We start from the raw sequence: 12,993 nt of genomic DNA, 5'->3' as shown, positions 1-12,993 counted from the left end.
ATGACTAGATAGATTCCGATCTGTTTCGTTTTTTCATAAATTTATAGATTAAAATACCACCTACGATAATAAGAACGACCGCTAATATCGGTAGCATATATTGTCCAACAACACCCGCTGCTTTTTCCCAATGCGGACCTAATTTCATTCCAAAATAAATATACAAAGTCGTTAACGGGAACATTGCTACAAATGTATATATGCTAAATTTCCATATGTTCATTTTCGCCATACCACATGGAACGGAAATAAGCGTTCGAACTCCCGGGATGAAGCGTCCTAAAAATGCTACAACCGGCCCATATTTCTCAAAGAAATCATCTGCTTTTTGAATTTGTTCTTCTTTAATAAAGAAGTATTTCCCGTATTTTATTAATAGAGGACGACCACCGTAATAACCTAGTGCGTATAACGTTAATGGTCCTGTCGTTCCCCCTAGTGTTCCAGCTAATACAGCTAGCCAAAAATTCATATCACCCTCGTATACCCAATATCCAACCATAGGCAAAACTACCTCTGCTGGAATAAACTCAAAAGTTAAAGCTAACACAACTCCAAAATAAGAAAACTGCTTTAAAAACTCGATTATATCTAAAATAATTTGCTCCATATTTTCAACTCCTATCCTACGTTTACGTTATGCTTTTCTTGCAACTGCACTGGCGCCATTTTTACAATTCGATTTAAAATAAATAACACAATTCCAATATCATCTAAAATACCGATAAACGGTAAGAAGTCTGGAATTAAATCGAGCGGCATCGCTACATAACCAACTAAAAAAGCAATAGATAAGATTTTCTTCTTTATGGAAACCTCTTTTGAAGTAAAAAAGTCAAATAGAAATGGAACAAAACGGCGGACATGAAATACAACTCTTAATCTACTAATAAGTTTTTTCATTTTCTAGCTCCTCTCTTTGTATACAAAAAGGACCCTACCAAATATGGTAAGGGTCCTAAAAAGACAATAAGGGGCCTTTACCATTGCTGGTAAAGGTCTCACTAACAACGAATCGTTGCCAATAAAGCCGAGGGTTTCTCCCTGTAATGACGACTTTACTGTAATAAGTTACTCCCCTTTATATACACAGTTTTATACAATCACATTAAAATATTTACCTAAGCTTGTCAATATTTTTTTCATTCACCATTCAGATTATTACATTGCAAAAAGCTCTCTTTCACGTTCTCTATTGAAATAAATTGGAGTGTATAACCATCTGGATCAAGAAATATTATTTTAACTTCTTCACCGCGGCGCTTTTCTACAAATGATATTTGATAAAACGCTAACTTTTTCTTTAACCGCTCGATATTTGTAGTTTTTAACAATAGTTCCTTCACTGATGAGGTTACAGTTTCTCTATACTCTCCCAGTCCCCTGTTTACAACAAAACAAATTCTCGTTAAACCAATATCATACCACACACCTGTTACACGTATTTGTGGCCTCTCCTCGCTCGGTCTAAACCCTAGAATTCCTTCATAAAAATATAATGTTTCCTTTAAGTTTTTAGATTCTAAGACAATACATGTTGTAACACTTTCCATCCGCACTCCCCCTGCCCCTTTTAGTTTTCTATATGAGTCATAATTTGCAATTATGTACGAATACAATACATAGTGATGAATATTTCATTTATAAAGGAGGCGTGTAACATGGATAAATTCATGAAATCTTACATACCTTATCACGGTCCAAATGATCCTTGCCCTCCAATTGGAAAGAAATACTACTCAACTCCCCCACACCTATTTATGGGCTTTCAACCACCTAACTTACCCCAATTCCCACCAAACGAAGCTTTAAGAAAAGGGACTTTATGGCCTGCTTTTTATGATTTTTATGAAAATCCTCACAAAAAAGGACGGTGAATAAAAACGTGACACAAACATTGCCTGATGAATATTACAAATGGATTGAAGAACTACAAGAACTAGACTTTGTATTAGTTGAACTTACCCTCTATTTAGATACGCACCCCGACGATACTGCAGCTATAAATCAATTCAATGATTTCTCCTATAAACGAAGAGTATTACAACAAAAAATTGAAGAAAAATACGGGCCACTTCAGCAGTTTGGAAATAGTTATTCTAACGCTCCATGGCAATGGAGCCAAGGACCGTGGCCATGGCAAATATAAAATGAAACTTTAATCAAGTGGAGTTTACGGGCAGCAAATAGCGGGATAAAGGAGAGAAACTATGTGGATTTATGAAAAAAAATTACAATATCCAGTTAAAGTGAGTACTTGTAATCCAGCACTCGCCAAATTATTAGTTGAACAATATGGCGGTGCGGACGGCGAACTGGCTGCTGCTCTTCGCTACTTAAATCAACGTTATACAATTCCTGATAAAGTCGTTGGCTTACTAACTGATATTGGTACAGAAGAGTTCGCACATTTAGAAATGATTGCTACAATGATTTATAAATTAACAAAAGATGCAACACCTGAACAAATGAAAGCTGCCGGATTAGACGCGCATTATGCGAATCATGATAGCGCCTTGTTTTACCATAATGCAGGTGGTGTTCCTTTTACTGCCACTTACATTCAAGCGAAAGGAGATCCTATCGCAGATTTATACGAGGATATTGCAGCTGAAGAAAAAGCACGAGCGACTTATCAATGGCTAATTGATTTATCAGACGATCCCGATATAAATGATAGCTTACGCTTTTTACGCGAACGAGAAATTGTCCATTCTCAACGTTTCCGAGAGGCTGTAGAAATTTTAAAAGAAGAACGTGATAGGCAAATTTATTTTTAATACACATATCCTAGCGATATGTGTTTTTTTACGTTAAAAGTGAAATTCTTCCTGCATTAACATATAAATAGTATATTTATTCAATTTTACGCATTATTTTAAAATATTTTTAAAATTCCCTCTTGCTTTCTAGTCATCAGACCTTTAAAATAATAACAGTCAATCGACAAATTATTTGAATTTTCGACAAAAAAACGCTCATTAGGAGGCTTTTCTTTATATGCGTACAACTTTAAAACCAGCGCAAATACTTTCGATTAGTTTATTACTATTCGCAGTTTTCTTCGGTGCTGGTAATATGATTTTCCCGCCTCTTCTCGGTCTTTCTTCCGGAGAAAATATGTGGGTTTCCATTACAGGATTTATTATTACAGATGTCGGTTTATCTTTACTAGCTATCGTCGCTGTTGCCCTTGCTGGTGGTAGTTTTAATACTTTAGCGAGCCGTGTTCACCCAAAATTCGCAGCAGTATTCGCTATCATTATTTATCTTTCCATCGGCCCACTATTTGTTATTCCACGAACTGGAACTGTATCTTATGAAATTGGGATTGCACCACTTTTCCCAGATCAATGGTACTCTATGTTAGTTTTTAGTGCGATTTTCTTTATAGTCGTCTACTTCTTATCGTTAAATCCATCCAAATTAGTAGATCATATCGGAAAAATATTAACGCCAATTTTGCTTGGAATTATTGCAATTATGGCAACAAAAGCGATTCTTTCACCAGGATCATTTGCAGAACCTGTTGGTGACTATAAAGAAATTCCATTTTTCAAAGGATTTCTTGAAGGCTTTTTAACATTAGATGCAATCGGAGCACTCGTATTATCAACGATTGTTGTAAATGCAATTCGTCAAAACGGGATACAAGATAAGAAATCCATTGCGAAATATACAATTATTTGCGGAAGCATTGCGGCTCTTTTCTTAACAATTGTTTACTTCTTACTAGGTTATATCGGCGCTTCAAACGGAAACTTAGGACAATTTGAAAATGGCGGTCAACTATTAGCAACTATTATGTATCAATTTTTTGGGACAAGCGGTAATGTTTTATTAAGTATCGCAATTATCTTTGCTTGTTTAACGACTGCAATCGGTGTTGTAAGTGCATTCGCCAACTATTTCACAACAGTATTAACAAATGTTTCATACAAGAAGCTTGTACTATACGTTTGTATTTTTAGTTTCGTTATTTCAAACTTAGGTTTAAGTTTATTAATCAAAATTACATTACCTGTATTAATTATTTTATATCCAATTACAATCATTTTAATTTTCGTATCCTTTATTGATAAATATACGAAACGTAAACCTTCTGTCTATATCGGAGCAATGATTGCGGCATTCCTTATTAGCTGTATTCATGCACTTGATAATGTGGGAATGATACCAAGTTTTATCGCTAATATCGTACACACAATTCCTTTTTATAACTTAGGAATCGGCTGGATCGTTCCAGCAATAATCGGTGGTATAATCGGATACTGTATTCCACAAACAGAAGCTGCAGGTGAAGTTTCTACAAAATAAAGAAAAGAAGCAAGCATGAAATCCATGCTTGCTTCTTTTTATTTTCTATCGCTGAATACAGTATTTGTATATGAGCGAACAGTTAACATATAGTAGCCTAAGTAAATCATGATATACACTCCTATACTACCTAGTAACGGAAGACTATATTCAAACATTCCTGTAAAGCCCATCAAACTTAAAAATGCAAAGAATGTATGACAAATCGCAAGCAGTAATGGTACTACGAAAATCGCTCCTACTTGTTTTCTTACAGACTCTGTTGCTTCTCTTTTCGTTAGTCCGATTTTCTTTAACATTCCGTATGCTGGTCGCTCTGCCAGCGCTTCTGTTATTTGTTTAAAGTATAAAATACAGCCAGTAGCAAGAATAAAAACAATCCCTAAAAATACACTTGCAAATAACAACACTGCACCATCTTGCAACTCAGCTTGACTCGCCTGTTCAAATGATTGGAATTTTTCTTCCTTAGATAGGATAGTCCCTAACTCTTTCGTTAGCTCTCTACTACCGTTTCCTTCAACGATAAATCCGCTAACTGTTGAAACAGCATTTCCTTGCTGCAACTTATTAAATAACGAGTCTTGAACAACAAGTCCAACTGGCGCAAGTTTCGCACTAACAATTGTTTCCTCACGATGCTCAACAATTGTTATACCATTCTTCATCCCTTCAAAGGACACGTTGTTTCCTTCAAGCGAATTCTTTTCAATGTTATATGATTTATACGGATCTAATAAAATTGCTTCCTTTTCCGAACCGAGAATAACTTGTTTATTACCTAACATAGAAGCCGATTTATTATAATCTGTCACTTTTATAATTTGTACATTGCCATTACCTATTAAGTACCCAGTTAATATTTGTTCTCCATCTATCTTCCCTTGCATAGAGAGCATAACTACAGACGTTTCATGTTTGATTGCTAACTCATGCTTTTGAATTTCTTCTCTAACTTTCTTATCTAATCCTTTTCCAGTTGTTACATATTCATAACTAACTGGATTCATTAATGCCGCTGTCTTCTGCGCTCCATAATACATACTAGAACTAATTCCAATCGTACATAACGTTACCGCACTTAATAAAGATAATAGCGCCAGCATCTTTACGTTTCCTTTTATTCTAAAGAACAATGAAGAAATGGATAAAATGTTCGTTCCATTCCAATATTTCGTTTTATCTCCCTTTATTTTATGGAGTGATTTCACTGTATATTGCTCAAATAGTAAAAACGTACCTTTTACAATACAACCAAAAATAAGTAGACCTGTAATAAAAATGGCTCCAAACCCAAAAACTTGTGTAAGTAGCGCAATGATATAACCTGTAATTAATAAAACAATCGCTCGTTTTGCCTTCTTACTTGAATACGTGGGTGCCTCTTCTCTCTGATTTTCACCATATAATAATTCAACTAAACGATGCTCATAAATTAACTTTTTACTTTTCCATGATGCAATAAAGAAAATTGCGCCTATCGTTATAAGAACTTCTACTATAGATAAAAATGAAATCGTAAATGTAAAAGTAAACGCACTTCCCATTAACTTCACAAGAAGCCCTGCGCATATATTCGCTATAAATAAACCAGCAAGAATACCTAACACACTTGCCGCACCACCAACTAATAACGTTTCATAAAAGAGTAACTTCGCAATTTCTTCTTTACGGATACCTAATAAACTGTATAGCGCAATTTCTTTTTTCTTCTTTCGCAAAAAGAAGCTATTACAATAAAAAACAAATATCGTTAAAAAGATAATCAACAATATTTGTGCAAACGTAAATGTCGTTTCCACCTTATCCGATTCTTTTAAAAGAGCTACTACACTTTCATTTCGTTTAATCGATACGAATGTAAAATAAATAATAATGCTGCCTACTAATGAAATAAAGTATAGAAAATAATCTTTCATATTTCGTTTTATACTACGTTTTGATACTTCTAAAAAATCCATCGTATACCTTCACCTGCTCTCGCATTTCTCTATACATGAAGTGTATACGAAATTGTATTTCTCCCCTATCGATTTTCATTACATCTCTCTTACGATATTGTAATATAACAAAATAAAAGAACCTAGTTTCCTAGGTTCTTCACATCGTATGTTTAAAAGTAAATAACTCTTCTTTTGACTGCACAGCAGATTGTTCCTCTTCTACATCCGTCTTCTTTATCTCTCCCCCTAATCGAACTTTTGTCATCGCTTCTTCTATACTTTTCACAATCATATTTCCTGAAAAAATAGTAAGCCCGAAAAATGTAATTGGGACGAGAGGAATCCATGGATGCACTGTTAATGACCTAAAGTATACTCCAATTAAACCTGACCATTCATGCGTGTAAGAGTCTACTTCTTCTACCGGTCCGAAAAACTTAACAGTTCCGCCAAAGAATACTTCCAGTAGCCCTAAGTGCAGTAAAATAGTAAGAGTTTGCGTAAACTGTTGAAGAAATACGAGTATAAACGTCATATAAAGATGCGGAAAAAGATGCTTTATAACAATATGTCTTCTCGATCCACCTAATATGCGCGCGGCATCAATAAATTCTTCCGTTTGTAATTTACGAACTTCCTTCGCAACATACAGTGCAATAACCGGCATCGCAAGCATTACAAGTAATACCACTTGAAACGAAGCTCTTTCAAAAAAAGTTGTTGTTTCCTCTCCATTTCCAAAGGTATTCACAGAGCGAAGCAAGAAATACGCAATCATAACTGTTGGAATGACTGTAAAACTATCAAAGAAAGCCTCAATCTTTGAAAAGCCTTTTTTTATGTATGTTCCGAGCAAAACACCGAAAAACACACCCATTACCATTCTAAGTAATGCGATTAAAAACGATATTCCAATCGTCCACTTTGCTCCCTCAATTACTAAATGTAAAAGGTCATATCCTTTCCGGTCTGTCCCAAGTAAAAATTGTAATGAAGGTGAGAACGGTGGTACTTGTGGATTTTCATCCGCATCATATTGCAATGTAACTTGTCTAATATGTCCATCATTCCATATCGTATTTCCGATGCTCAAAAGAACTAATATGAGAAGAAACCCAATGCTTATCCAAAATCTTTTATCGTGTTTTATATACGTCCACATATTATAGCCTCTCCTTCATCGCAGCTGGAATGAGATAATGAAACAATTTAAACAAAATAAAAATCGGAATATAAATAAGCAGCACACTAACGATGAAAACCTCAACCCTAATATCCGGATATGATTTCAAAAACATAAAAATACCTCTCGTATTAAAAATCCATTCTATAATATATAAATTAGATAACATAAAAAAAATATTCGTTTTCGCAAAGAACAGTGTACTAAGCAACACATTTCGTAAAATATGACGATTTAAAATGTGAAAACGATTCAGCCCTTTCGCCTTAGCAAATAGTACATAATCTTTTTCTAGCTCATTTTCAAAACGAAGCACTAACAGTTTTACAAACAGAATCGTAGTCGGTATACTCAAACAAAATATTGGCAATCCTCTAATAGACTCGCCTCCGATTGACGCAATTTGAAAGGGTAAAAAACCTGTCTGTTTAAAAAACCATATAACTAAAATTTGTGATCCCAAAATAAGAAGAATGTCTGGAATGGATTCTAGGAAGATGAGAAATGATTTAATTCGATGTTGTATACGCGGTGAACTACTCATAATCATATAAACGATACAAAATGCTACAAATAATGAAATGCAAAATGCAGACAAGAAAATAACCATTGTTTCTTTATAATGAACAAACAACTGTGGAAATAAAAATTTATCACTTGCATATTGCATATTGGAAATATCCATTAATTTCGCAAATACTTCTTTTAAACTCTTTATGTACGCTGATACATTCAGCTCAAATCCATAAAATAATTTCGGCAGTGCCCCTAAAAAAATAATACCCAAAATTGAAATGATAAATTGAATTGTCATTTCCATCCCATTCAAAAAAACTTTCTTTACCATTTTCCCCCTTCTCTCTATATAACTTACTATTTAATTTTATTCTTAATTTTCTGAATTGTAAATATTTATGATAAAAAAATCACTAGGTTATGATCCTAGTGATTCTTTATGCGCATGCCCTTCTCTTTTCGCAAATGGCATATACAAAATAAAACATCCAATAAGCGCAGCTAGCTCTAATGAAATAATATAGTAAGGATGCGGCCCTAACATATCGAGTAATGAAGCAGTTTCTGGCTTATGAGCTAAAAACATATAATTGCCACCCGTTTTATAATTAACAAATGAAACGATTGGAATTACTATGTTTAAAAATATCATCGTACGCTTAATCGATTGCAAGGTAGGTCTATATCCTTCTACCCACGTCATAAAGAGCGGTGCCCAAATGAGTAATACATGTGCAATGAAGAATTCTATAAAGCGAAAATGCGGAAAAGCGTATTGCACGTTCGGCGTTAAAATGGCTTGCGATGCACCGATAATTCCTGTAAAAAACACAATCTCATATATTCGATAGCTTTTCGTTACAATCATAATCGATGCTAACAATAAACTAATCGTACATAACTCAAATGGTAATGAAGTGCCTAGCTCAAAAATACCGGCTTTCCATTCCCACATATGAAGTCCAATCTCACTTCCTATAAATAGAAATGCAATCGCATATCGAACCGTTATATTCCACTCACTTTGACGCAATAAATCTTGGTATTGATACAGAAAAAATATCCCCACCAACATAATAAATAATATAATGACATGTTGCCTCGAGTACGGAATAAATGGTTTTAATGGATGCGCACTAAAATAAGCTTCCATCTTCCTTCCTCCTCTCCTTCATACAATATTATTGTTAGAAAGAAACAACGAGTCAATTCATTTGCTTAAACTAGGACAACCTCTACCTTACATTTACATATTGATACCTTACAAAACTGTAAGGTTATTGTAAGCTAAAACGATTTGTCAGATTCTTCACCTCTTTTATACTTAATGTAGATACTAAAACGAACGAAAAGGTGATAAATAGATGAAGAAGAAAAATAAAGTGTTAATTACTAGTGTAGTAGCGATCGGAATTGCAGCTGGATCATATTTTGCATTTGCTGGCGGTAGTTCAGAAGTAGCGATGGCATATAGCGGTTATAAAATTACGGAAAAACAAATTGAAAATGCACAAAAATTTGGCGGCGAAGTTATTCCAAATGGTATTGAAACAATTTCATTCGATCCAACAAAAGGTACGTATGAATTAGCTGTTAAAAAAGGTGATGAAGTGAAAAAAGGTCAGCTTCTATTTAAATATAATGACCCTACTGCTAAACAAGGTGTAACAGAAGCAGAAATGCAAAAGAAAATTGCACAAAAAGAAGTGACATTATATCAAAAACAAATTGATGCAGCGAAACAAAAATTACAAAAAGATAAAAATGCAGGTCTTCCTCAGGAAGCATTAAAGGCATCGGAAGTCGAAGTGCAACAATTAGAATCACAACTTGAAATGAAAAAGTTTGAAGTAGAAAAAGCTGATGAAATGATTAAAGCAGCAAAAGAGAAAGTAAACACACTTTCTGTAACGAGTCCAACCGACGGTGTAATTGATGATATCGTAAAAACTGCTGATGAAAAAACAGGTATGAGTGGCATTACACTTCGTCACGCTGGTCAATTTAAAGTAAAAGGTCAACTTTCTGAATATGAACTTGCTAGTATGAAAGTTGGGCAAGAAGTAACTGTTTCATCAAAAACTGTCGCTGGTAAGACTTGGACAGGAAAAGTAACAGAAATCGGTTCTACACCATTAAAGAGCATGGACGAAAATAAAACTGTTTCTAATTATCAATTCACTGTCACATTAGATAATAGTGAAGAATTACAAAACGGCTTCCATGTTTACGTAACAAGTAAATCTGGCGAAGCAACTGGTACGATTGTTCCGAAAAGCAGCATTGTGAAAAAAGGTGACAAAAATGTTGTCTTCGTTGTAAAAGACGGTAAAGCGAAAGAACAAGCAGTTACTGTTGAATTTGAGACAGATAGCGAAGCAAAAGTTTCTGGAGTGAAAAAAGGAGAGGAAATTATCTCTAAACCTGAAAAAGACTTAAAAGACGGTATGGAGGTTGTCACTCAATGATTAACTTAAAAGGCATCACGAAATCTTTCCAAAATGGTGCAGAGTCCGTTCAAATATTACATGGAATTGATGTAACACTAAACCAAGGAGAATTCACTTCTATTATGGGACCATCTGGTTCTGGTAAATCAACATTAATGAACATTATCGGTTGCTTAGATAAACCAACGACAGGTGCGTACGAACTAGCTGGTCAAAACATTTCAAACATGTCTGAAACAGAACTTGCACATGTTCGTAATAAAGAGATCGGATTCATATTCCAAAACTTTATGTTATTACCGAGACTTACAGCACTTCAAAATGTAGAACTACCTCTTATTTACGCTGGAGTCGATAAAAAAGAAAGACGTGAGCGCTCATTAGCAGCTTTAACAAAAGTCAGTTTAGCTGATCGTGCTACTCACTTACCAAATGAATTGTCAGGTGGACAAAAGCAGCGTGTCGCAGTCGCACGTGCAATCGTAAATAACCCGAAATTTCTCTTAGCAGATGAACCGACGGGTGCACTTGATACGAAAACAAGTACACAAATTATGGATCTCTTTTACGAATTAAACAAACAAGGCTCAACAATCATTATGATTACCCACGATCGTGAAATTGGGGAAGCGGCAGCACGTCAAATTGTAATTCGTGACGGAAATATCGTCCAAGATTGGAGAGGTTAATTTTGAACACGAGTGAAAATATACGCATGGCCCTTTCCTCTATCTTTGCTCATAAAATGCGTTCTATATTAACAATGCTAGGTATTATTATCGGTATTAGCGCCATTATTACTATCATTTCAATGGGTGATGGTACAAATGCAAAGTTTAAAAAAGAGTTAGGCCAAGGAAAAGATACTGAAGTAACGATTTACTACAACAACCCTGATTATGGAACTGATAGTGCCAAAATCACACCTGATATGCTAAAACGTCTTCAAACTGTACCAGGCGTTAAAGATGTTTATCCAGATGTAAGTATGAAAGTAAAAGCATCTTCTGGTTCAAAAGATGTCTCTCTTGATTTAAAAGGTGGAACAGGCGCCTTTATGACAGATTCGAAAATAAAATTAGTTCACGGTCGTGAATTAAACGACAGCGAATTAAACCAAGCAATTCCTGCTGTTATATTAAATGAAGAAGCTTTCAACAAATTATTTAGTGGTTGGGAATCAAATCTATACACAGATGTAAAAGGAAAGCCGTATAAAATAGTCGGTGTATACGAAACGAAAAACGAATTTGGAATGGCTATGCCTGAAGGTTATACATCTCTTGAAAACGCGCCTGTCATTTCAGGAGTAAATGAGTATGACTCTGTAAAATTAACAATGACCTCTCCAACAGAACGTAAAAGTGTAGAAAAACAAGCTGTTTCTGTTTTAAACGACATGAAAGCTCCTAAATTCGAGCACAAATTCGAAGCACAGGACTTAGGTGAATTTACGAAGCAATTAGACGAATCCATCGGTATGATGAAAATGGTATTCGGTGGCATTGCCGCTATCTCCTTACTTGTTGGTGGTATCGGTGTAATGAACATCATGCTTGTATCTGTAACAGAACGTACACGTGAGATCGGTATTCGTAAAGCACTTGGTGCAACGCGCGGTAAAGTATTAACACAATTCTTAATTGAATCTTGTATTTTAACAGGACTCGGTGGTTTCATCGGATTCATGCTTGGTATTTTCTTCGCTTGGATCGTCTCAATCTTTGCCGGATGGCCACTCGTTATCTCAAAAGAACTTGGACTTCTTTCAGTAGGTATCTCAATGCTAATCGGTATTGCATTCGGTTTACTACCAGCAAACAAAGCTGCTAAACTTGATCCAATTGAATGTTTACGATATGAGTAAATAAAAAACGTAGGAGTTTACACTCCTACGTTTTTTATTTTGTTGAAGGCAAATGTAATTTCATCGACGTTTTGACAAAAATAAGAACCTCTAACTTCTATTATATAAAGTGAAACTATAATCAGTGGGGGTTTTGTTCATCCCCCACTGATTATTAGCCTTCACCAATCGGTCTTTTACGGGCAGTTAATCTCCCACCTAACTTCTTTGCTTCAGCCGAATTTTGAGGTGAGGGTTTTACTGCCCACAAATAGCGGGATAATTCTAATGCAACTCGCGAACCAATTCATAACGATATCATCCCTTTAAATCATGTTTCTTCTATTATATATGTTTCATGTTGCGATTATCTTTTTATCATTTAAACTTTCATTTCTCACGAAAGCTATCAAGCAATCCTATTATTGCAAAAATAATATGTAAAAGAACAAATTCAAGGCGTAATTTTTTCCATACTACAACTTATTTTGTAACAATTATATCTCTATTTCATTAAAATCACCCCTATATATACGACTTCACACACAAGAAGATTATATTTTCATAACTACATTACGATTCAAATAGTTAAATATCCCTTTTTTGTAACGTTACAGAAACATTTGAGTAACACTACTGATACATCATTAATCTATTAGTAATTAAAAAAGTGTTGATTTTATGAATCGTATGTTCTAATCCCCTCAAAAACGCAAAGAAAACGCTATCAGGATATTA

At 34.7% G+C, this 12,993-nt stretch carries 14 protein-coding genes; 7 read left to right on the top strand and 7 right to left on the bottom strand.

What is annotated here, in order from left to right; all coding sequences use genetic code 11:
- Nucleotides 1-4: 4 nt before the first annotated feature.
- The 3 genes from MR066_RS18185 to MR066_RS18175 all read right to left on the bottom strand — a co-directional run bounded on the left by MR066_RS18185 (nucleotide 5) and on the right by MR066_RS18175 (nucleotide 1,553).
- Nucleotides 5-610, bottom strand: a complete 606-nt coding sequence (locus MR066_RS18185; protein ID WP_002134575.1) for a DedA family protein — start codon at nucleotides 608-610, stop codon at nucleotides 5-7.
- An 11-nt stretch (nucleotides 611-621) separates the two neighbouring features.
- Complete coding sequence (locus MR066_RS18180) at nucleotides 622-903, bottom strand: YkvA family protein (protein WP_000733844.1); 282 nt, start codon at nucleotides 901-903, stop codon at nucleotides 622-624.
- Between the two features lie 239 nt (nucleotides 904-1,142).
- On the bottom strand, nucleotides 1,143-1,553 hold the full coding sequence (locus tag MR066_RS18175) for a VOC family protein (RefSeq protein WP_061689684.1): 411 nt from the start codon (nucleotides 1,551-1,553) through the stop codon (nucleotides 1,143-1,145).
- Nucleotides 1,554-1,661: 108 nt separating this feature from the next.
- Here MR066_RS18175 and MR066_RS18170 point away from each other — a divergent pair, with 108 nt between their 5' ends.
- The 4 genes from MR066_RS18170 (at nucleotide 1,662) to brnQ2 (ending at nucleotide 4,317) form a co-directional block, all read left to right on the top strand.
- Nucleotides 1,662-1,877, top strand: coding sequence for a spore coat associated protein CotJA (locus MR066_RS18170; protein WP_002193326.1), 216 nt, complete (start codon nucleotides 1,662-1,664; stop codon nucleotides 1,875-1,877).
- 8 nt (nucleotides 1,878-1,885) lie between these two features.
- Complete coding sequence (locus tag MR066_RS18165) at nucleotides 1,886-2,149, top strand: spore coat protein CotJB (RefSeq protein ID WP_000194953.1); 264 nt, start codon at nucleotides 1,886-1,888, stop codon at nucleotides 2,147-2,149.
- A gap of 61 nt (nucleotides 2,150-2,210) precedes the next feature.
- The gene (gene cotJC, locus MR066_RS18160; RefSeq protein ID WP_002010774.1) at nucleotides 2,211-2,780 is read left to right on the top strand and encodes a spore coat protein CotJC; all 570 of its coding nucleotides are present in this window, start codon (nucleotides 2,211-2,213) and stop codon (nucleotides 2,778-2,780) included.
- 220 nt (nucleotides 2,781-3,000) lie between these two features.
- On the top strand, nucleotides 3,001-4,317 hold the full coding sequence (gene brnQ2, locus MR066_RS18155; RefSeq protein WP_242248056.1) for a branched-chain amino acid transport system II carrier protein BrnQ2: 1,317 nt from the start codon (nucleotides 3,001-3,003) through the stop codon (nucleotides 4,315-4,317).
- A 38-nt stretch (nucleotides 4,318-4,355) separates the two neighbouring features.
- On the opposite strand, the gene MR066_RS18150 is transcribed toward brnQ2, so the two are convergent.
- From MR066_RS18150 to MR066_RS18135, 4 genes are all read right to left on the bottom strand, one after another.
- The gene (locus MR066_RS18150) at nucleotides 4,356-6,278 is read right to left on the bottom strand and encodes an FtsX-like permease family protein (protein ID WP_242248055.1); all 1,923 of its coding nucleotides are present in this window, start codon (nucleotides 6,276-6,278) and stop codon (nucleotides 4,356-4,358) included.
- 139 nt (nucleotides 6,279-6,417) lie between these two features.
- A complete protein-coding gene (locus tag MR066_RS18145; protein ID WP_088038539.1) occupies nucleotides 6,418-7,422 on the bottom strand; it encodes an ABC transporter permease in 1,005 nt (334 codons plus the stop codon).
- A gap of 1 nt (nucleotide 7,423) precedes the next feature.
- Nucleotides 7,424-8,290 (bottom strand): ABC transporter permease subunit, encoded by an 867-nt coding sequence (locus MR066_RS18140; RefSeq protein ID WP_242248053.1) that lies wholly within the window; start codon nucleotides 8,288-8,290, stop codon nucleotides 7,424-7,426.
- A gap of 87 nt (nucleotides 8,291-8,377) precedes the next feature.
- A complete protein-coding gene (locus MR066_RS18135) occupies nucleotides 8,378-9,112 on the bottom strand; it encodes a YwaF family protein (protein ID WP_215590766.1) in 735 nt (244 codons plus the stop codon).
- A 211-nt stretch (nucleotides 9,113-9,323) separates the two neighbouring features.
- On the opposite strand from MR066_RS18135, the gene MR066_RS18130 reads away from it, so the two are divergent.
- From MR066_RS18130 to MR066_RS18120, 3 genes are read left to right on the top strand one after another with little or no spacing between them, the layout of a single operon-like run.
- A complete protein-coding gene (locus MR066_RS18130) occupies nucleotides 9,324-10,427 on the top strand; it encodes an efflux RND transporter periplasmic adaptor subunit (RefSeq protein WP_199663007.1) in 1,104 nt (367 codons plus the stop codon).
- Nucleotides 10,424-11,098, top strand: a complete 675-nt coding sequence (locus MR066_RS18125; protein WP_002087431.1) for an ABC transporter ATP-binding protein — start codon at nucleotides 10,424-10,426, stop codon at nucleotides 11,096-11,098. Before MR066_RS18130 ends, MR066_RS18125 begins: the two co-directional genes overlap by 4 nt.
- 26 nt (nucleotides 11,099-11,124) lie before the next feature.
- Nucleotides 11,125-12,276: an ABC transporter permease gene (locus tag MR066_RS18120; RefSeq protein WP_002029935.1), complete on the top strand. Its 1,152-nt coding sequence runs from the start codon at nucleotides 11,125-11,127 to the stop codon at nucleotides 12,274-12,276.
- Nucleotides 12,277-12,993: the final 717 nt, after the last annotated feature.

This window comes from Bacillus cereus group sp. BfR-BA-01523, from assembly GCF_022662615.1.
Taxonomy (GTDB): Bacteria; Bacillota; Bacilli; order Bacillales; family Bacillaceae_G; genus Bacillus_A; species Bacillus_A mycoides.
The sequence above is the reverse complement of the archived record's forward strand: the minus strand, read 5'-3'. Positions and strand labels throughout refer to the sequence as shown.

Excerpts from the sequence above, each read along its gene's own strand:
- MR066_RS18185 (WP_002134575.1), bottom strand. The coding sequence starts at position 610 with ATGGAGCAAATTATTTTAGATATAATCGAGTTTTTAAAGCAGTTTTCT.
- MR066_RS18180 (WP_000733844.1), bottom strand. The coding sequence starts at position 903 with ATGAAAAAACTTATTAGTAGATTAAGAGTTGTATTTCATGTCCGCCGT.
- MR066_RS18175 (WP_061689684.1), bottom strand. The coding sequence starts at position 1,553 with ATGGAAAGTGTTACAACATGTATTGTCTTAGAATCTAAAAACTTAAAG.
- MR066_RS18170 (WP_002193326.1), top strand. The coding sequence starts at position 1,662 with ATGGATAAATTCATGAAATCTTACATACCTTATCACGGTCCAAATGAT.
- cotJC (WP_002010774.1), top strand. The coding sequence starts at position 2,211 with ATGTGGATTTATGAAAAAAAATTACAATATCCAGTTAAAGTGAGTACT.
- brnQ2 (WP_242248056.1), top strand. The coding sequence starts at position 3,001 with ATGCGTACAACTTTAAAACCAGCGCAAATACTTTCGATTAGTTTATTA.
- MR066_RS18150 (WP_242248055.1), bottom strand. The coding sequence starts at position 6,278 with ATGGATTTTTTAGAAGTATCAAAACGTAGTATAAAACGAAATATGAAA.
- MR066_RS18145 (WP_088038539.1), bottom strand. The coding sequence starts at position 7,422 with ATGTGGACGTATATAAAACACGATAAAAGATTTTGGATAAGCATTGGG.
- MR066_RS18140 (WP_242248053.1), bottom strand. The coding sequence starts at position 8,290 with ATGGTAAAGAAAGTTTTTTTGAATGGGATGGAAATGACAATTCAATTT.
- MR066_RS18135 (WP_215590766.1), bottom strand. The coding sequence starts at position 9,112 with ATGGAAGCTTATTTTAGTGCGCATCCATTAAAACCATTTATTCCGTAC.
- MR066_RS18130 (WP_199663007.1), top strand. The coding sequence starts at position 9,324 with ATGAAGAAGAAAAATAAAGTGTTAATTACTAGTGTAGTAGCGATCGGA.
- MR066_RS18125 (WP_002087431.1), top strand. The coding sequence starts at position 10,424 with ATGATTAACTTAAAAGGCATCACGAAATCTTTCCAAAATGGTGCAGAG.
- MR066_RS18120 (WP_002029935.1), top strand. The coding sequence starts at position 11,125 with ATGGCCCTTTCCTCTATCTTTGCTCATAAAATGCGTTCTATATTAACA.